The organism is Rhizomicrobium sp. (genome assembly GCA_037200045.1).
In the GTDB taxonomy this organism is placed as follows: Bacteria; Pseudomonadota; Alphaproteobacteria; order Micropepsales; family Micropepsaceae; genus Rhizomicrobium.
In genome coordinates, this window is the sequence record JBBCHM010000002.1 from 291,373 (window position 1) to 312,304 (window position 20,932).

Annotated in this window: 9 protein-coding genes; all 9 read right to left on the reverse strand. The window is 64.3% G+C overall.

The window, feature by feature from the left end; all coding sequences use genetic code 11:
• Positions 1-4: 4 nt before the first annotated feature.
• Genes WDM86_16695 through WDM86_16735 form a run of 9 tightly spaced genes read right to left on the reverse strand, consistent with a single transcriptional unit; the run spans position 5 to position 20,899 of the window.
• Positions 5-277 (reverse strand): PqqD family protein, encoded by a 273-nt coding sequence (locus WDM86_16695; protein ID MEI9991668.1) that lies wholly within the window; start codon positions 275-277, stop codon positions 5-7.
• Positions 274-1,182 (reverse strand): hypothetical protein, encoded by a 909-nt coding sequence (locus WDM86_16700; GenBank protein MEI9991669.1) that lies wholly within the window; start codon positions 1,180-1,182, stop codon positions 274-276. The genes WDM86_16695 and WDM86_16700 overlap by 4 nt, the downstream gene beginning before the upstream one ends.
• Positions 1,160-2,467 carry a putative 2OG-Fe(II) oxygenase gene (locus WDM86_16705; protein MEI9991670.1) on the reverse strand — a complete coding sequence of 436 codons (1,308 nt, stop codon included), beginning with the start codon at positions 2,465-2,467 and terminating at the stop codon, positions 1,160-1,162. Before WDM86_16705 ends, WDM86_16700 begins: the two co-directional genes overlap by 23 nt.
• Positions 2,464-3,468, reverse strand: a complete 1,005-nt coding sequence (locus WDM86_16710; GenBank protein MEI9991671.1) for a hypothetical protein — start codon at positions 3,466-3,468, stop codon at positions 2,464-2,466. Before WDM86_16710 ends, WDM86_16705 begins: the two co-directional genes overlap by 4 nt.
• Positions 3,468-4,487 carry a helix-turn-helix transcriptional regulator gene (locus tag WDM86_16715; GenBank protein ID MEI9991672.1) on the reverse strand — a complete coding sequence of 340 codons (1,020 nt, stop codon included), beginning with the start codon at positions 4,485-4,487 and terminating at the stop codon, positions 3,468-3,470. Before WDM86_16715 ends, WDM86_16710 begins: the two co-directional genes overlap by 1 nt.
• Positions 4,484-17,917 (reverse strand): filamentous hemagglutinin family protein, encoded by a 13,434-nt coding sequence (locus tag WDM86_16720; protein ID MEI9991673.1) that lies wholly within the window; start codon positions 17,915-17,917, stop codon positions 4,484-4,486. Before WDM86_16720 ends, WDM86_16715 begins: the two co-directional genes overlap by 4 nt.
• A 56-nt stretch (positions 17,918-17,973) precedes the next feature.
• Complete coding sequence (locus WDM86_16725) at positions 17,974-18,492, reverse strand: YbjN domain-containing protein (GenBank protein MEI9991674.1); 519 nt, start codon at positions 18,490-18,492, stop codon at positions 17,974-17,976.
• Entirely contained in the window at positions 18,489-19,088 is a 600-nt protein-coding gene (locus tag WDM86_16730; protein ID MEI9991675.1) for a hypothetical protein, read from the reverse strand. Before WDM86_16730 ends, WDM86_16725 begins: the two co-directional genes overlap by 4 nt.
• Positions 19,088-20,899 carry a putative porin gene (locus WDM86_16735; protein MEI9991676.1) on the reverse strand — a complete coding sequence of 604 codons (1,812 nt, stop codon included), beginning with the start codon at positions 20,897-20,899 and terminating at the stop codon, positions 19,088-19,090. The genes WDM86_16730 and WDM86_16735 overlap by 1 nt, the downstream gene beginning before the upstream one ends.
• Positions 20,900-20,932: the final 33 nt, after the last annotated feature.

Consider the following 20,932-nt stretch of genomic DNA (forward strand, 5'->3'; position numbering starts at 1 on the left):
GCCGTTAAGCCGGTGATACCAGACCTTTTTGGGAAAGGTCCATCACCACACGTTCGACGGACCGCAAGCAATCACCCGGCGCGACATCGTATTTTTCCGTAAGCGCTGTCGCAATTTCCTCGGTGCTCTTGGGCGCGGCCAGCAAGTCCCAAATGTCGTTTGCCGATGCGTTGAAGGCGTAGTAGCTCGCCGTTTCGATACTCAATATCACGAAGGAATCCTCTATCTGGGTGCCGACAAATTGATCGGATCGCTTCCATCTCGCCATGGCGGTCATTGTTCAACGAGCTCCTTTTGCTTGTGTGCTGGGCGCAGCGCCCGATTTCCTAGGAAGGCAAGTTCTTCGCGTGTCAGGTCCCCTGCCCCTTCCTTCCTGCGCCAAGAATAGAGTGGGAGTTTCGCAAGATGGCCAAACAGGGGAAGAACTTCCCCCTCCTTGCCCATAAGGCGTGGCACTTTCGGACGGTGTCTTTGTGCCAGCAGCACCGTAAGTGCCTCAACGCCGGTCAGTCGCCTGAACTCCGCCGGTCCGGTGGACCTTGGCAGATCCAAGACGCAGAGCGCGGCTAGCGGCGCCGATCGCAGCGTCTGTTCCGCTACGACGTCATGGCCATTTCGGTGGAAACCAGGGTCCTCGCTCCAGCAATAGCGCGCCGGCAGCCCACTTGCCTTTACGCCCTCCGCAGCGACAAGCAACCGAAGCGTATCGTCTCCAAGAACGCGCCCGGCTGAAAGCAGCGATCTCAGGACGGTCGATTTGCCACTGCCCGAAGGACCACAGATTGCAATCGCGGACTTTGCTGCGCCGATCGCGGCGCCCGCGGCATGCAACACAATCTCTCCCGGCCGCATCCAGAGTAGCGCCGGCAAGGCGGTCGCGATCAACATGTCGCCGACGTCGGTCGCCGAGGCGCCGCACGCCGGCTCGACCACCATTCTTCGTCCCGCCTGGCAAAGATAGCGAGCGATCCCCGGCATTTCGTACAACAGAGAATTTCCGTTGCGCCGATACGGTCCGTACTGCGTGCCCGGCATCGCCGCGCATACGGAGTCGACGACGATCTCTATGTCGGGCGCGTGCGGACACATTTCCGCCTTACCCGAAAACAGACATGCACCCGGAATCGGGAGCTCGGAACGGACGATGAGGCCGTAAGCCCTATACAGAAATGTCTGGGCCATGGGTCTCTGTCGTCGAGCGGGCCTCTTGCGAAACAACGTCGAACGCCACGCAGATCCGGCGTCCGTCACCATCATGCGGATAGGTGCGATGATAATTGTGCGATGGAAACAGCATGAACCGCCCGGCTTGCGGACGAACAACATGTGTTCCAAGCCGCGCCGCCAACTGTGCACCGATCACGGCCGGCGGCGCACCGAATTCGATGCAGCCTGCCTTGCCCCCACCGCTCCGCACGGCGCATGGGACTTCGACATAGTAGACCCCGCTCAACCATGCGCTCGGATGGATGTGCCAATCCTCAAATCCGTCGTTCCGCGTCAGGACGGACCAGACAGTCAGCGTCGCGCGGCTCGCGCGCCCTGTTCGGGCAAAAGGCGCGTACGCCGGCATGGCGGCAACATAGGCGACAATCTTGCGCCGGATCGCTTCCAGCAAGAGCGGCAGCAGGACGGATCGTTCAAGCAACGGGTCGTCCACGCGCCAACTCGCCAGGGACGCGGTGCCGACGCGTTCATAACGAAGACCGGGATGACAAGCGATCTCCTCGGCCAGCGCCATATTGAACATTTCGATGCTCGACCAGCCCGGCGGCGGCGAAAGAACGCCGCCATGGCCGAAGCGCTCGAACCCGAACGTTTCGCGCGCCTCGTCCATACGATCGAGGACCGCGAAGGCCAAGGCACGCACGGCCAGTAGGTACGGATGAACAAGTCCGCCATCAACCAAGACATTCGAACGCCCAAGCACCTCGGCAGCGGCGCCGCATCCGATATCGAGCAAAGCGAGCCGCCGAAACGCGTCGGCATTGGCCGGGTCGCTGCGCAATGCGGCGAGAAAGGCCTCCCTGGCCTCGTCCGCACGACACAGCCGCAACATCGCTTTGCCCAACTCAGCGAGCGCGGTGGCGTGTTGCGTGGGTGTGGCGGCCAGCCCGTTCGCTTCGATCAATACCTCCAGCGCGGCGGCGTTGTCGCTTTCGGTTGTCCTGGCGAGGTGGGCCGCGGCCAGCAGCATTCGGTTCTCATAGCTTCGCCGCGTTTCGACCGCGCGAAGCAGATCGATAGCCTCGCCGAACCGGTCCATCTGAAAAAGCATGCCGGCGAACCGGTCGCGCTGCTTCTGCGGTAACGAAAATCGAGAGTGGGCGGAGAGGAGAAGCGCCAATTCATCCTGGACGGTGAATTGCCTAGGTAAGGGCAGCTCCAAGCGAAACGCATCCTCCGGAACGGCTTCGGTTCGCGGCCCAGCCGTTTCGTCACGTCTCCTGACGGCGGCCCCGTTCATGGCACTGCCTCGACCGTCCGGCGTCTTACGGTGCGATTAGTCTTTCGGACGAAAACAGACAAGGAGCAGTCGTCTCCGTCCAGCCTGCGGATTTCGGTGGGCGCCGCGGGAAGGTCGAGCACCGCGCGTTGCCGAAACGATCGATCGAGAAAATGGACGCTTCCGGGTGCGTAGCCCCGTTCCTCCCGTACGACGAACAGCGACGCTCCGACGACGATCGAACGGGCGTCCACCGATAGCCCGCGCGTCATTTTGGATGTGACGCGCTTGGCCACTCCGTCGAGCGTGATCACCTCGCCGCCCAGTGAGCCGCAGCACAGGACATCGCCGTCCTCCATGACGGCGATATTGTGGCAGCCTCGGCCCCGTAGGGGCCAGCGGTCGATCATCTGCCACTGCCGGTCCAGGACGGCGATCGCGCTCTTTGCCTCGCTGCGCTTGCCGCCATTGTGGAGCATCAGCAAGATCTGGTCGCCGACCTGCAACAGCGTATTGATATGGGCGTAGCCGCCGGCCCAATCGTTCGCCGCGGCCGCCGCAAGCGGATACAAGAACTCGCTGTCGGCGAAGTCCGGCGAAAATCTCTGTATCCTTTGATTGTAAGTGTCTACGACGCACAAGCAGTCATCTATGAAATCGATCTGATGACAGCCATTGTCGAGGCCGGCCGCAACCACATCGGCAGAGGCAATCCGGTTGCCGGCGAGGTCCAGGCGGATCAGCCGACCGCGATATGTCGGGGCATGAACGCGGTCGCACGCCTCGAACGCATAGATCGCGCCGTCGCGGATGGTGATGCCGAAGAACTGGCCATGCGCGATCGGCAGATATGCCGTTTCGCAGACGGCGAACAAGCCCTGACGCGAAGCAACGATATAGTCGTACCCCGTGATGTCCGCGCCCGTGAAGCGAACCTTGCCCTTGTCGTAGGCCGCTTTGGCGATGCCCATGCGGATGTTTTCCGCCGCCAGCCAGTCGATTGCCTCAGCCGCGCCAAGCATCAGAATGCACCGCCGCCTGCGGAATCATTTTCACAGGCTGTCGGAAGCCGCGCCTTGGAAGGCGGCAAGCCGTATCGGCGCACATAGGAGCGCCAGAACGAAGCGTAGCTGCGGAAACCAACGCGCTCGGCAATCTGCTTAATGCCGCCCGCCTTGCCGTCCACTGACAACAGCTTGTGGGCTTCGTCCAACCGAAGCTCCTGGATGTAGCGTGCCGGCGTAACGCCGCGAAATTCCACAAAGCCGCGATACAGCGAACGCGGGCTGACTTCGGCAATGCCGGCCAAGAGCGTGTTGTCGAGATGCCCGGCCAGATGCGCTCGGATGTAATTTTCGGCGCGCTTGATATGTCTTGGGGCCACCGACACGCCGGACGCGCGCCCCTCGTCTGCCGCCTCCTCGCCGACAATGCGCAGCAAGCTATAGACGACCAGACGTTCGAACACGGCGCGGATGGGCCTGCCGCTGCGTGGTGCCTGATGGTGCTCGATTTCGTCCTCGAGCATTTCGATCAAGCCGAAAAACAGTTTTCCGGAATTTCCCGAAATGTCGAACGAGCGGGCGCTTCCGAGCTGCGTCGCCGGCGCCCGCCGCGACAGGGCGTTCGCTTCGCGACGGAAGTCCCGTTCGAAGATTGCCACGCCGCGGAGGACCGCATCGTCCGACCACCGCAGCAGACGCCGTTCCGTCGGCGGCATGATCGCGCCCTGGGAACCTTCGACCCGGAAGATCCGGCCGTTCTCTTCGAATTCGATATGCCCTTGCGTGCAGACGCAGACGACATGGCGTTCGGAACGCAGCAACGTTTCGACACCCGATACACTTCGACACCGGAACAAGCCGACGCGCTCGATCTCCCTATAGAGAAATTGCACGGCACCTTCGGAATTCAGCGCGCGGATCTCACAACTGTGCGCGGAAGCGGTGGGATCAATCCGCGTCCCCACGGGACGCCCCGTGACTCCCGCGCGAATGCGCAGGGAACCCAGTTCAGCCGTGTCGCAGTTGCCGTCGCTCATTTTCCGTGCCGCCGCTTTTCTTCGTCGTCGGCGGCGTTGTCGCCCCCGTAGCCCAGCACCTCGACCGTGATGATGGAAGGAAGGTCGGTTTGAGGCGGCGGCGTGAAATGCGGCGTTGCCTGGGCGCCGGCGGCCGCGGCGTTCGACGCGGCCTCCAGTCCCGCGGTATCGACGGCCACTGCGGTCGGCACGCCGAAGGTGTTGCCACCAACCTGCGCATTGTCCGCATTGGCAACCTGCGCCGCTGCGACGAACAGATCGCCCGACACGCGCACGCCGGCATCGCCGAAGTCGACCGTGCCGCGCGGTGCGATCAGATAGACATCCGATTCCGGCGAATCCGGCGTCGCCCGCAGCGCCGCGATGCCGGCACCGGTGGTCGCGCCGACCTGATCCAATTGCGAGAAGGCATTCTGGTCGACGATAACCTGCACCGGCGGGAAGTTCGCCGACGTCTTCGGCCCCTGCCCCGCATTGAGGTCGGCGTTCGACGACCACATCACGATGTCGCCGCCCTGCTCGGTGAACACGCGACTCTGGTTGAGCAGGAAGTCGCCATCCGTGAAGGTCGAGATCGAGCCGCCGCGCAGCGTCAGCACGCCCTCATAGCCGGAGGGAATTGAGGAAATCGGGGAGACGTTGCCAAATTGAGCGACAACCAAATTGTATTGCAGACCTTCAAGCAGCCCGACCCCCGCATAGGCGCGGCGCGCCGCCTGCGCGCTGGTGCGCACGGTGGAGCCCGCGATCACCCGCCCGCCCGGCCCGAGGATTTCGATGTTGCCGCCACGCGACGTTTCGATCGTCGCCAGGCGCAGGTCGAGATTGCCGGTGACGATCGGTGTGTTGGCGCCGTTGCTTCCGCCACCCAGCTCGTTGGCGGTGTAGCCATCGGCGGCGGGGAACAATGTGTTCACCGCTTGATAGCCCCGCGCGTATTTCAGATAGGACGGACTGGTCGGAATGGACGTCTGCTTCAATTCGTTGAAATAGACCTGGTTAAGGAACAGCCGCTGCGTCAATTCCGGCAATTGGGCGAAGGCGGTGTAGGCCTGTTGATAGGTTATCGTCGTGGTCCCATAGGCCGCCGTCAGCGCCACCGCCTCGTTCTGCTGCATCCACTGGATCAGCAACGGCGCGTAGACCGGCTTGCTGCGGTCGGCGACCGTGCCGCTGACGGTGACAGGACTGTCGCCACTGTCGACGCTCACCTGCTCGAACAGGTAATCCGGCAGGTTCGCGACGTTGGCCGGGTTGAGATAATAATCGCGCAGGCCGTCGTAATTCTCGCCTTTGGCGACACCGAACAGCACCGTCACGTTGGCGCCTTGCGCCGGCAGCCAGGGATTCCATTCATTGCCGACCGAAAGAATGCCGCCGCCATAGCTGATCGGAGTGGTGGTGCCGGTCGTCGCCGAATTGAGGAACGGCCCGAGGTCACGGCCGGCTTCGAGCATGAAATTGCCCGGCCCGCCGATCACGAAAGTGTTGCCCTCCAAGGTCGCGAGCACGGGCTTGTTGGTGCCGGGGCTGGCCAATGTCGATGTCCCGACGATGTCCCGGCCGGCGACGATGCGCGTGATGTCGGTGGCCGAAAGATTCTGCCCGAAGAACATCATGTTGATGATGTCGCGCCCGGCTTCGATGCGGGCCGCCTTGGGGAGCGACAGCGACAAGCCACCCGTGGTGGAACCGATGTCGGTTCCGGCATAGATGCGCACCGGTTCCGGATCGTCCTGATGCGTCGCGGCGCTCCGGTGCTGCTGCAACCGCTGCTGGCTGGTGGTGCCGGGGAGAACGGCGGGGAATGTCAGCGGCACGGTTCCGGGCTCCGGTGCAGTACCGCCAGCGAAGGAGACGGACGGACCGCCGGAATAGGCGGTGAAGAGGCCGGGCAGCGTGCCGGGATCGGCATCCAGCATCGCGATGCTGCCGGATGCGATGCTGCCGCCGGCCAGCAGCCGCAGATCGCCCAGGGCGCTGGGCATGAGCAGGACCGCGGCGCTGCTCCCCGAACTTGCGGGCGGAACGATCGCCAGGTCGCCTGTCAGCGACGCAACGTCGAGCGTCCCTGGATAGATCGCCTGCCGCCCCTGGCCTACAACAGGACTTTGGAGATTGGCTGACGTCAAAAGACTGTCATCCCCGTTCGGAATCCGCACCGATCCGTTGGCGACGATATCCAGCGCGGCATTGGGCGAATAAAGCGCCGCCGCGTTGAGGTTGCTGGCAAGTGCGCTGGTGCTGCCGTTCTGCACGTACTGCACAGGCCCCAGCGCGGAGACGCCCTGGATCGCCGCGCTGCCACCGGCGGTTATATCGACCGTCGCGTCCGACAGGTGCAGCCGCAAGAGACTGTCCAGCGTTCCGATATTCCGGCTGGTGGAAACCGCGACGTTGACCAGCCCGGCGCTGATGATATCGCCGCCCGCGGCGATGCGGCCGCTGCCGGAGGCCACGTCGACCAGACCGCCCACGATATTGTTGCCGGCGGCAATCGACACATCGCCACGGCCGAAAGTCATCAGTGCCTTGGTGGCCGCGGCACCGCCCGTGACGTTTGCCGTCGCCAGCGAATCGGTCGCCGTCACGGTGAGGTCGGACACGTTGCCGCCCGCGTCGATCGCGATATCGCCGCCGCCCAGCGCGCCCACGCCGCTGCGATAGAGTTGCGGGTCGATCTGGGCCCAGGTATTGGCGCTCACTGCGCCGGTGCGCCACGGCTCGTCCGAGGAGCCGTTCCAGGTCTCGTGGCTCGAACCATAATAGAGGGCCGTGCCCACACTGAGATCGCGGCGGCCCAGCACATCGCCGCCGGCCGTCACCGAAACATCGCCGCCGCCTTCGGCATAGACATCGTCGGCAATGAGAACACCCACGGTGCCAGTGGAAGCCACTTCGCCGGTCAGGAGATTGCCGTAGTCGTAAGTCGTATTCGTCGAGAAGTTTGTTCCCGTCTGCAGCAGCGCTGTTGGATCGACGGTGACCGTCTCGCCGGTGGCGGGGTCCAGAACCGTCCGCACCGACGTGTCCGCCGGATGGCCCGCCGTATAGACGGCTGCGCCGCCAAGCTGCACGGGAGGGATGGATCCGAGGGTGGCGGTATAGATTGGCACCTGCGTCCGGGGGCCGCCGGTCAGGTCGACGGTGCCGGCGGCGGCGAGGCCGATGGAGCCGGTGCCGGTGCGGACCAGCGAGTTGACCGTGGCAGTGGTGACGTTGGCGGTCGTGTTGAATAGTGGGTCGACATATTTCTGGAGGATGTAAGCCGCCGTTTTCACGCTGGTGACCAGATAGAGCTTGTTGGCGACGGTGGAGGTATAGGGGTCGCCGCTGGTATCGACGACGGTGAAGAAATCGCCTCCCGCCGTCGGCGTCGTTGCGTTGCTCACATACAGATTGTGCAGATAGGCGTCATATTGTGGATTGCTGGGATCGGAAATCTTGGCGACGTCGCGCAGGGCCGCGCTGCTGAACGCGCCCGCCGGCTTGATGCTGCTGCCGGGGATCGTCCCATTTGGGCTGAGATTCAGATTGAATATGATCAGGTCGCCGGGCTGGTCGATCTTTTTCGCGTCCGCGGACGATCCGATCAGCGGGGCCTGGCCGCCCGCCGTGCCATAGAAGAGATTCGCACCGCCCGTGACGGAATTGGATACCGATCTCGACTTTGCGAGAACGTCCGAGAGCCACGTACTGGACGAGGAGACATTCGAGGCTGTGAAGATTTGGCCGTATGTCTGCGAAAGATCGTTGCCATACCCAACGCTTACCGTCTGGCCGCCATAGCTGTAGGTGTAGTTTCCGCCGATGCTGAGCAGCCCGGCGGCGGTGCGATCCACCGCCAGCGGATCGGCGCTGGCCGTCAACGCGCCCGCCGCCGACCGGTCGATGGCGGCGCCGGCCACAAGCTTCAGGCTGGCGGAATCGGCCACCGCATTGTTCGCCAGCAGCGGGAACAGCGCGGCGGAACCGAAGGGATCGCCGCTTTTGTCGGGCGAGATCGCGTTTCCGGCGATCGTGTAGGGCACGGCACCGGATTGCGCCGTCGGTGCCGCACTCTGCATGACGGCCGCGCGATCCGCCGCGAAAAACACGCCGTCCGTTTTGATGATCGGATCCAACCCAAGAAATGGGCCGTAATACCCGATTGGGATCGTCACCAGCGCGCTGCTGACGGGGATGATCGCCGCCAGGTAATCCGGATTGGTCTGGTCGCGGAACTGGAAGAAGCCGTCATTGATGCTGGCGTTCAGCGTCAGATTGCCGGACGCCTCGAACGCGACGTCGGGGGCCTCGCCATAAACGCTCCCGCCAGTGCGGTAGACCATGCTGACATAGTTGGCGAACAGCGCTGCATCCGCTCCCGGCACGACGTAGGGTGTCGTGACGGTGGCGCCGTTCACGCCCTTGAAGGTTTCCATCTTCATCAGGCCGGCCGCGATGGCGCCCGCCGTATTGACCGTGCCGGCTGCCAGGTTCCAGTTGCGGTCCATCTCGATATTGCCGTCGAAGGCCAAGCTAACGCCCGGCGTGGCATGGAAGACGCTGGATGCGGCCAGCCCACCGAGATGGGAATAGTCACCGAAAATGTCGAAATTCTGGATGAAGGGCACCAGCCCGCCTGCCGTCGCCGTGTTGGAGAAATAGTCGCCCCGCGGATCGATGATGACGGTGTTGGTCGCGGGATCGAGCGTGACGCCGGAATTGGCGATAGCGGCCAATGCCCGCAGATCCCAGGTCTTGACGCCCTCCAGCGCAACGGCCGCGGCGCCCACGATGCTGTTGGCGCTGGCGACGGAGACATTGACGGTATCGGCGCCCGCCTGGTCGATCAGCGGCGCGCGGAAGGTGACGGTGCCGCCCGCATCGCCCTGGACATAGTTATAATATGTCACGCCATTGGTGACGTAAGGCACCAGCCGGTCGCCGGGCCGCGTCGCCGCGACATTGATCAGCGCGCCGTCCGCGACCGTGATCGCGCCCGTTCCCACCGTGCCCAGCGTGACATTGCCGGCCTCGGCCTGGCGCGTGTCGTCGGCGGCATAGCCGGTGGCATGAGCATCAATCACCGCGCTGCCGGCCAGCGTGACGCCGCCGGCGCCGTAGAGATCGACATTGCCGCCGTTGACGCCCGATGTGTCGATGGTGCCCGCGACGGTCAGCAGGCCGCCATCGGCGGTCAGGCTGACGCTGCCGGCCGTCAGGGTCTGGCCCTGCGCCAGGGTCAGGTCGCCTGTCTGGGTGCGGATGTCGAGCGCCTTGGTGAAGCCCTGGGCATTCGCCGTGGCGCCCAGCGTGGCAAGATCGAACGCGCCGCTGGTGGCGAGTGTGAAGCTGCCGCCGCCATCCGGCGCATGGGCGTCGATGGTGCCGCCGAAATCGACGGTGCCTTTGTCGGCAAGCAGTTCCAGCGTGCCGGCGATGCCCTTGCCGCCGCCGACCGAGACGGTCGTGCCCGTGCCCAGGTCAATATCGCCGTTCAGTGCCTTCAGCGTGACCCGGCCGCCCGGCGCATCCTGGGTTACCGGATCGACGGCGTCGCCAAACACCTGGGAATAGCCCGGTGCCTGAACCGTGGCGCCATTGGCCAGCGTGATGCCGGTGGCGGAGGTTATGGCGACCGTGCCGGCCGTGGCGTTGACGGTGCTGCCGGAGATCGCGACCGACTCGCCGTTGATCGTGATGGACGCACCCGGAATGCCGGTAGTGGCTGGTATCGCCGCCGCACCCGCATTGTCGATCGTGACAGCATTGGTCGAGGAGAAGGCAAGATCGGGAATCGTGGCGTTGACGCCGGCGGCAAGCGGGACCGCGCTGTCGCCGATATAGGGCGTGCGCAGCGTCAGCGCCGCGTTGCCGGTATCCAGCAGGCTGCCGCTGCCTTGCGCGAAGATGCCCTTCTGCGCCGACAGGGTGACGCCGCCGCCGAAGAAATTCGTCAGCGCGCTCTGCGCCGGCGCGCTCAGCGAGACCTGTGCATTGACGGGAATCTGAACCGAGGTCGCGGTTCCGGTGGCGTAGGTGCCCGCCGCATTGCTGCCGCCGCTGTTGGTTCCGCTGAACACGAATCGATAGCCGTCGGGGAAGACATAGCTGCCCGCCGGAAGAATTGTCCCGCCATTGCCGAGCGTCACGGTCGTGCCGTTGGCCAGTGCGCCGTCGGCGCCCCCGGGCAGGATGATCCCGGTGCCGGCCGCGATGGCCAAGGTGGTTCCGGCCGGGACTGTAACCCGGGTCGGTACCGTCAGGACGTCAGTCACGGTGGTGGATCCGGCAAGCGGCAAGGCTGTGCCGGCAGGCAAGATGAACGTCGTGTCGGCCGCGAGGGTGACGGGGACATTGGTGGTGAGGACCGACGCCTTGGTCGCCAGGGCGCCGTCGGTGAACAGGATCTGGCTCGCATTGATCGCGAGTGTGCCGTCGGCGGCCGAACAATCGTTGCAGACCGCGCCGGCGGCGCTGACATTGCCCAGGCTCACCGTATCGGCGTTTATGACGACGGCGCCGCCACGGCCGGCCATCGCGCCGGCATCGAAGCGGACGGAGCCGAAATCATAGGTGCCGTCGGCGAAGTCGATACTGGATTGCGAGCGGAAGGTGAGTTGCGCCCCGCTCTGCTCCAGCAGCGTTTCGAGCGCACCGGTAACCGCCAGACCGTCAAAGGTCGCCGGATCGAAGCCCAGGCCGATGCGCGGAGCGCCGATCGCGACGAACTTCGCGCCGGAGATGATCAGCGATGGCGACAGGTTGTTGGCGCCGCTGGAATCAAACATCACGGCATTGCCGCTGAGTGTGGCAGCGCCGACAGTCAGGCTGGCGGCGTTCGTGTTGTTGACGCGTGCGACCAGCCGCTCGGGCCCGTTGGCCACGCGCAGTAGTGCGCCGGTTCCGGTGGCACCGCCGATCGCCGCCGAACCGATCTGGTAGGCGCCCGTACGGGTGTCCGACAGGGTGCCCCTGGCGGTGATAACCGCGCCGTCAGCGACCGTCACGTTCGACGTGGCGGCGAGCAGGATTTCTCCGGCGGACAGCGGCGTCGTGGCGTCGTTCTGGACGAGGATATCGTGCGCCGTGACGTTGAGGGTGGTGCTGCCGTCCGGATTGTCGCTGCGGGTGCCGCCGATCAGCAGGCTGTCGGCGTTGAGGTTGGTCAGGCTGCTCGCGGTAATCCGCAAGGTGCCGTCGGCGGGCGCATCCTGCGGCAGGCTGGGCAGAATGGCGAAGCTGCTGCCGCCGATGTCGACCTGCGCCCCACGCCCGCCGGTGCCCGCCGCGGTGGATAGAACACTATCGACCAGCAGAGACGCGCCCGGATTGATCACGAGCCTGCCTGCATCGACGGGAAGCTGCGGTGTCGTCACGCCGCCATGCGCGGCGAGCGCCGCGAAATAGCTGTTGCCCGTGGTCTGGGCGATATTCGATTCCTTGGCGACGACCGCCTGCGACTGCACTGTGAACAGGGCGACCTGCGACGAGCGCGCGCCTGACAGCGCATCGCCGAAATAGCCGGCGACTTCCAGGCTTCCGTCGGTCAGCTTCGAATTGGTGCCCGGAACGACGCTTTTGGCGCCGGTCTCCTGCACCACCCGCATGCCGCCGGGCAGCAGGGCGTATTGCGCCGGCAGCAAGGTGTACCAGCCCGCCGCCAGGCCGTTGCCGCCGCTCAGATAAACGCGGCTGCCGACGCCGGAGACGGAGGAGAGGCTGCCGTAATTGGCCGAATAGATCGGATCGTTGGCGGCTACCGGCGCGCTCGAGAGGCCGGGCACGATCGCGTAAATCTGGCGGTGGTCGGGATATTGATAACCGTTGTTGCCGGTGAACTCGTCGGGATTGCGCTGATCGAGCACGTCGCGCGATCCGCCCGTGCCGGGCACGAACTCATAGGCGAAGACGTCGCCGCCGCCGCTGAGATCGACCGTCGCGCCGCTCTGGATGTCGACCGCGGCGCCGGCAAGTGCCAGCAGCTTGGCGGGCGGCGCGGTCAGCGGATCGGCATCGGTAGGCGTGAAATACCATTCGGTCTGGTCGGTGGTAGTGCCGTAGGGAATGACCAGCCCGTTGGCCGAAACCGCGGTGATGCTGCCATCCGTCAGGGTGACGGTCTGCGTCGCGGGGGCAAACCCCGTCACGGCGGCCGTCGTGCCCAGCGTCAGGGTGCCGAGCGGCACGCGCAGCACGCCGCCCTGCACGATATTGGCGGCTTCCACCGTCAGGTTGCCGCCGGCCGAGTAAGGTGTGGCGGGTGTGGCGGCGCCACTGCGGCCGAACGCGATCGTGCCACCAGCCTTGGTCGAGGAGATGACAAAGCTCGATCCGGTGGTGGGATAGATTTGCGCGGCGTTGATCGTCAGGTCGCCATTGACGGCGAGCGCGCCCTGCAAGGTGAGAGTCGGCGTGATGATGGTGATGCCGGGAAAGCCGTTTTCCCATGGCTGCACGCCGATCAGGCGCACATCGCCGCTGGCATTCAGCGTCGCGCTGGCGACGGACTGGTCGAACAGAACGTCGCCGGTGATGTCGATCGCCTGGGCGTTGAAGACGACGCTTCCGGTCCCAGGCGTTCCCTGGGCGGGATTGATGATCCCGTCGATGTTGCTGATGAACGAAACATAGGGCGCGTCGATTTCCAGACGGCCGCCGGCCTTGACCGTGGGCAACAGATTGTCGCCGGGCGTCACCCCGATGGGCGGGGGCGTATTACCGGCATAAAGACGATTCTGGAGAAAGAATCCGCGGCCCAGATCGACCGTGACATCGCCGCTGGAACTGACGCTGCCCGTCGCGACCAGCGTGTCGAAGCCGGCAGCGGCGATCATGTCGGCCGACACCAGCCCCGCCGTCGGCAAGTCGGGATCGTGCTGCACCAGAACCGGATCGGTCAGGGCCAGCGTGCCGCCTTCGGCTTCGGCAGAACCGCCATGGGCGAGAATCGTCGCGCCCGTCAGGGTCGCGCCGGCACCGGCGGACAGCGTTCCTGCCGAGCTCCAGACCGGCGTCGGGGCATAATTGGAAACATTCGCGGACGGCAACTGGTTTGCGACCGGCAGGTCATACACGTCGGACGCGCCGGAAAGATTCAGCATAGCGCTCGGCGCAACGATCATATCGAGGCCGGCTTGCGCGATATCGAGCCCGCTAAATGTGACACTGCCCGAGGAACTGGCAGCCGTCAAAAGGCTTGCATAGGCCGACAGCATCTGGGGCCGGAAGATCTGTTGCCCCGGCAGCGCGATATTCGGATCAGTCGAGAGCGAGCCGCCATCGACCATACGGCCGGTGACGATCGGCGCACCGGTCTTGGGATCGAGCGCATAAGGATTGCGGATGCTGGTGCCGGACAGGTCCGTCACGCTGCCGGGCGCCAGCACGACGCCCTGATCGGCATCGAGATCGCCGAGCAAATAGATCGCATATTGCAGAAAGTCGTTTCCGACGCCGGCCAATTGCGCATTGGTCACACTGCTCGAATAGGTGCTTGCCGCATTTTCGTCGATGCTGCCGTCCGGATTGACGGAGAAGATGTCGGACAGCGCGTGGATCCCCAGCGCCGTGTCATGCAGGGTTCCGTTGTATCCGAGATAGACCCCCGGCAGGACTTCCTGCTGGACGATATTGCCGCCCGCGATGCGGATAGTGCCCTCGTTGAGCAGTTTCGACACGGTGAGCGTCGCGCCCGCCGCGCCGGTAATGCTGCCGCCCTGAGCTACTTCCAGTTCGAGAAGACCGCCAAGCGTCAGATTGACCGGCCTGCTGTCCCAAGCGTTGCCTGGAACAGACGGTGTCAGCACCGAGAACAGGTCGCCGCCCGACGCGAGACCGCGCAGGGCGCTGGTCTGGCCGGCATCCAGAACGCTCGGCAGCATCGACTGCGTCAGTGCCAGCGTCTGGCCCGCGCCGACCGTCAATGTCTGGGTCGCCAGGATAGCGTCGGTGCCGCCCAGATCGTTGACGAACGGATTGGCGAAAATATCTGTCTTGTAGGAGGTGATCTTGTAGTTCGCGAAGCCCGCCGTGGAGAAGAAGTCGAGCGGCAGTTCGGTGGCGCTGGTGGTGGTGTCGCTGCCGAAGGCGATCTCCGGCGTGGTCAGGGTGAAGGTGCCGCCGCCGGCAAAGCCCTGGGCGTGAATCGCGGACGGGTCAATCTCCACGCGCGAATTGATCTGATCCGGGTTGATCGGAATATAGGGGTTGTTACCAAAACCGCCGGAATTGGTGAGGCCGTGGACACGGAAGCCGCTGGCGCCGGCATTGGTTCCAGGCGATGTGAGTTGGAAGTAGCTGGTCTCGTCATACAGGCTGAGGTCACCGCCATGCGCCGAAAGATCGAGCGCCCCCAGTTGGCCGACATAGCCGCCGCCGGAGACATCGACTGACGACCCGGCATTGATGTAGATGCTGCCGGAAAGGTCTGTCACCGTGGTCGGCGTTATGGCGCTACCCGTCGTGGTGATCAGCAGCGAGGCTACCCGCGGCGCCGCATAGATCGAGATCGATCCGCCGTCGAGCCAGGCAGACCCTTGCAGAGCCGCGTCGCTCGCCCCGTAATCATTGACCCAAAGCCCGCGCGTCGACAGCGTGCCGTTGACGACGACATCGAAGGAACCGACCGTTGCCGGTGCTTTCGAAAACACCGAACCGCCGAGCGAGATCTGCCGGCTGTCGAATGTCTCGAGCGCGATATGCCCGGACGGTACGGAGACCGTGCCGTCCACCGTGATGGTACGGCCGGCCAGCACATCGAACACGCCGCCGGGATTGAGCGCCACATCGGCCTTGGCAGTCACCGTCACCGCGCCGCTGGTATGCAGGGAAACCTGCGAAAGTCCGGAGGCGGACAATGTCGCGTCCGACAGGTCGATGGTCGAAAGCTGTGCGATCGAAGGGACGGACGCCGGATCGCGCGTGGTGATTTTCATCGTGCCGTCGGGCGCTGTCACGATCGACTGGCCGAACGCAAGGTCGGCGGCCACGGCCTGGTGATCGGAGGCCGCTTCCACCACGATATCCGCTCCGCCGACATAGGGGGCCGTGGCACTCGATACGCCTGGTGGGTACGCGCTCAGAGCCTGGAAGTAGAGGAAGCCGCCCGCGGGAAGCTGGGAGTTGGCCCCCTGCATCAAGCGCTCATCGCCATACACAGCGCTGGTGCCGGTCCCGGCCTGGCCGGCCAGTATCTGCTGCGGGCCCGCATAGGCGCCGGCATAGATCGTGCCGTCGAACATCGCCGCCGAAGCCTTGATCGTCAGCGAACCGGCGTCGCGGCCTTCGTTGAAGGTCGGCACCGCTTTCTGGCCGTTGCCGAACGGATCGGCGAAGGTTTCCGTCACGCCCCAATGGGCATGGTCGACAACGCCGCCGGTATAAATCCCCACATAGGTATCGGTGAGATTGGCGGCGCCAATATCGACGATCCGGCCGTCCGAGGTGATGAGCTGAGTCGTCTTGACCATGCCGCCCTGATAGGTGACCCAACCGCCGGAAATATCGATGGTCGCGCCCGCCTTCACGATCACATCGGGTATGACGGTCCCGGTGTTCGAATATCCGGCGGCGCCGATGGTCACATTGCCGCCGGTGGTCATCAGTTCCGAAGCGCTGACGCCGACTTGCTGCTCGTAGCTCTTAGCGTCGATCAGCGGCGAGCCGATCCAGGCGACGCCATCGTCCCGCACGCCGGACAGGCGCGGATCGACCGTGACCGTGGCGCCGTTGAGGAAGCTGTCCTTGTAGGCGGGGCTGTCGGCGAGTTCGTTGTTCTTCAGCGGACCGATCTGAATCTGGTTGCGCGACGCCGGAACCAGCACGTCCTTCAAGCCCGCCACGTCGATCGTCGCGCCGGAATCGATGAAAACCCGTGAGTTCAGACCGATGCCATTGCCTATGCCCGCCGGGCTCGCCACATCGGAAGTGTCGCCCGGCACTTGCCCTATGTCGACATCGGCCGATGGCGCATAGAGGAGCGAATTGGATTCGATGTTGATCGATGAAAAGATGCTCGAGTTCGCGTTGAGCGAGCTACCCAGATTTCCGATGATGACTTCCGATGGCTTGAAATCCGCCAGCGACGTGGGGTCCTGCGGCACCGTTCCCGCATTGTCGTCCGGCGTGATGGCAATGAGGCTGGTGGGAGCGATGTCGATATAGGAGCCGGAAACCTGAATCGCGCCGTTGCGCGCCACGCTGGTGGTGGCGAACAGGCCGCCCTGGTTGACCGTCGCGCTTTGGACGATCTTGACGCCGTCGGTGCTCGCGGAGCCCAGAAAGATCGAGCCGCGATCGCTTTGGATGATGCCGCCCGTATCGTTTTGCGCCAATGTGAATGCGCTCAAACCGAGCTCCGGAACTGCAATCAGGCCGCGAATGCCCGGCTCGGCGCTGCCGGCCGCGCCGGTCGCTTCCGTCAGAATCAGCGCGTCGCCGGCGGCCAGGATGACTTGGCCGTCGGTAGCGGAAAGCGTGCCGGCATTTTCCACCGCCGGGCCGGTCAGAAGGATATAGCCGCCATCGCCGCTGGTGATCTGGGCGCCGGCTTGTACCGTCACCTTGCCCGTGCCCTGAACGCTCCCGACGCTGCTCGTGGCGATACCAGAGAAGGTCCCGGCGGTATTGGGAATAGCAAGGGTGTCGCCATAGCCGAGCAGGCCATCGGCCAGGAATTCCTGGTCGCGGTTGGCGATCGTACTTGGCCCGGCCACTCCATTGGCGTTCAGGGACCGGCCGACCTCGAGCGTCGAGGCGATCAGCGAATTGGTGTTGATCTGGCTGGTGCCGCCGAAAATGATGCCGTTCTGGTTGATGATCAGGACCGTGCCGTCGGACTTGATCGCGCCAAGTATCTGGCTCGGCGCCGCGCCGGCGCCGACCACGCGGTTGAGCGCGACCCAGTCGGCATTGCCCTGCTGATCGTAGGTGAGCGTCGTGTCCTTGCCGACGTTGAAGGACTTCCAGGACAGGATGGCGCGACTCGCCGTCTGCTTGATGTTCACATCGACATGACCGCTCGCTTCCGTCGACTGGGTTGGTGCATTGGCGCCATCCCAAGTGCTGGTGCCGGTCGTGTCCTGCGCCGCCGGAATCGGATTGTCGACGACCTGAAGGCCGCCTACGGCCAGACCGTTCGGTACGGTGCTCGGCGCTGAACCCGCCAGTGAACGCGCCGCGCTTTGCGCCGACTGCATCGCCTGAAGCGCCTGCGTGGTGCGCAGCAGCGAGTCTTGCGCGCGAGTCGCCGCGGCTGCCGACTGCTGCGACGCGGCAGTGGCCGCGGCCGCGGCGGCGGCCGGAGCTGGCAGAACATTGCCACGCAAGATATCGCCGGCTTGTGCGGAGGTCGCCGTCATGAGCGAAAGGATGCTGACACTGGCGAGCAACAAGGCACGGCGCGCGTTGCGGGCCGACTTCGTCTTTGATGAAAGCGCGCTCACGAACGGATCCTCTTCAATCTCACGAAAAACGCCGGACAAGCCGGCACTTGGCAACGCTATGCAGACGCGGCGCGGCTTTCATTCATGTCCGGCATCACGTCCACGGGCGCCGGCGAGCCCTCATTTGCCGCAAGACCGGCCACCGCCTCACGCAGATATCGCAGGAGATCCTGGACGAGGCGGTCCCAAAGCAGGACCTGAGCGTGAAGATGGCTCATCGTCACGCCACCCAGGACGGAGATGTCCATGTCGAGCATGATCACGTCGCCGGCCAGATACAGGCGCGCATAACGCTTCGACGCGTTCCAGCGATTGACGATCGAAAGCGGCAGGGTGCCCTGAACCTGCAAGGCCGCGAAAATATTCGCAGCCGCAAACGTCGGCGTGTCTCCGGAAAGCGGATCGGCAAGCCGCACATGGAAGGCCAGCCCGCCGGTGGACGAGCGGACCAGCCTTGCGCCATCGGTGTCGGTCACGATCTCCGCCCGATATCCCGCCCGCTGGAAGAGGTCGCGTATCGCATCCGCGTCGAGCGAATGGACCAGCTTGTCGAGGGCACGCTCATCCGCGCTCATGGTTTCACCTTGTTGTCACGCAGTTTGTCGGCGTCGTCCTGCATCAAATTCTGTAGTTCCACGCGCTCGAGGCCGAGAAACGGTTCGTGCGAGGCCAGAGCGTCGCTCATGTCCTCGTCGCCATAACGGCGCAGTATCTCGGTCGCGATGTCGAACAGCTTCTGGTTCTTGGCCTCGCACGCCGTCGCGCTTTTCTTGGCGACGTCGAGATCGGTCGCGAGCTGCGCACGCGCGCCCTCGGCAGCGCGCGCGGTCTCGGCTGCCGTGTTGTAGGCCGCCTGCCATCTGGCCGCGGTCTGGTTCTGGCCCGCCAATCGGCGGTTAAATTCGGCGGCCGCCCGCGCATAGGCCGCGCCGGCGTCGCTGGTCCGTTCGCCGCTTCCGCCCTCCGAGCGCAGTTTGGCGGCGTCCTGCTGTGCGGCCGCGAGCTTGGCCTGAAGCGATGCGATCTGTTCCTGGGCGTCGCTCAATTGCGCCGTGACGCCGCGCAGGGCATCGCGCAGCCGGGCTTCGGTCGCGTCGTCCGCCCCCGCAGGCGCGGTAGCGAACACGATCAGGACACAGAACGCCGCGAGGTATTTCGTTGCGCGCGTCATCAGAACCTCGTCCCGATATCGAATTGGACGATGTCCACGGCATATGGCGGACCGGCGATGCTGTCGGCGCTCAACCAGCGGACGCTTGTGTAGACGTTGGAGGACAGCGCCAGACTGCCGCCGACGATGTAGCCCTGAAGGTTCGTGCCGCCGAGGCCGAAATCGGAATCCGTCAGGCCGTCGATGACGGCGTCGGATTCGAGATGCTTATAACCGATGTTGACATTCCAGTCCCAGGCATGGGCTAGCGTCGGCGCGCCGAACGTGCTGCGGACGAAATAGCCGGTGTCGCCACCGGCGAAGGGACCGATCGTTCCGCCGGCCGGAATGCTGCCGCGGTTGTTGACCGCAACAGCCGCGATCCCGCTCTTCTGAAACGCCAGATTCTTGACGCCCTCGGCATCGATCAGGATGTGGAAAGGATCGAAATGCGCGATATCGAGCCGGCCGGTCACCGCAAGCTCGTGATAGCCAGTGGCGAGGCCATAATATTGGAACTGATCGATCGTGCCGAAATCGTTGGCGGCGGTCGGTACGATCAGTCTGAGCGGCATATAAGTATTGCCACGCTGCGCGAAGGACGGACGCGTATCGTCGGTATCGCAGGCATCAGCCGCGTTGACGATCGTGCAGGGACTGGAGAGGTGTCCCCGCACATTGTCGAAGTCGTAGTAGGCGACACCGAATTGCAGATCGGAGGCGCGGCCGAACTTCCAGTCGAAGCCGACCTGGCCCGCGAACATATATTTATCGTCGCTTTTGAACTTCGCCGGCTGGTTCGAAGCGAAATTTAGATCGGTGTTGAACACCGCGAATGCGCCGATAGTCGCAAAGGGCGAGAACCTGCCGATCGCGAACTTCTCGTGCATTGCCACGCCGTCGAAATTGAGATCGTCGTCGTAGATGAGATCGGTCGAGAGAAACGGATTCTCGAAACGGCCGACCGTGGCGGACAGTGTCTGTTCCTCCGTATCGACGGGCGCGAATTTGATCCAGGCGCGGTCGAGCCAGATCGAATATTTGCTGAAATCGCCGCCCGAAGCGCCGAGGCTCTGGTTGGTCGAGACCGGCGAATTGCTGTCGCCCGTCGCGATGCGCACGCCGGCGGAGAAATCCTCGCCGAGATCGGCGTCCAGCGCCAGGCGGGCGCGCAGCCGGAAGCGGTTGCGGTTCTGGTCGACATTCAGCTCCGGCGGGAAATTGGGATTGCTGATGGCCGATACGTCGAACGGATTGCCGGTGTTGATGGCATTGAAATTCGGGAAGCTGCCCGTGTTGTCGTTGCCGTGCGGAAACAGATCACCTTCGTAGCGGGTGCGGATGTCGCCCGACAGGCGGATGTTGTGGATCCAGCCCGGCACGGCATCGGGCGCGGCCCAATGACCGGCGCGCGCCTCGGCCATCACCTTGTCGCGGACATTGTCCTCGATTTGTTTGCGCACGATCTCCGGTACATAGGTGACGTGGACCGCGCCGTCCGCCGGCGGAACCGTCGCGACGGAAGATGGCGCGGCGGCGGCAGCAGAGGGTCCTACTGCCGCCGCCGCAACCGACGAAGCCGGAGGCCGGGCAGATGCGGCTTCGTCATTGGCTTGCTTGATGAGCGCGTCGGCATCCTGACGGGAGATGATCCCGCGCTTCACCAGCAGATTGACAAGATTGATGGTCGAATTGGTCGATGCCCCGCCGCTGGCGGACGCGGCCTGCACCGGTGTCATCGAGACGGCCAGAGCAAGCGCCGCGACGCCGCATAACAAGGCGGCAACAATCGGCTTGGTCTTGCTACAGGAGAGCGACTTGGCATTGGACATCGAATTCAATTCCCCTTGAAATGTTCGCGGCCG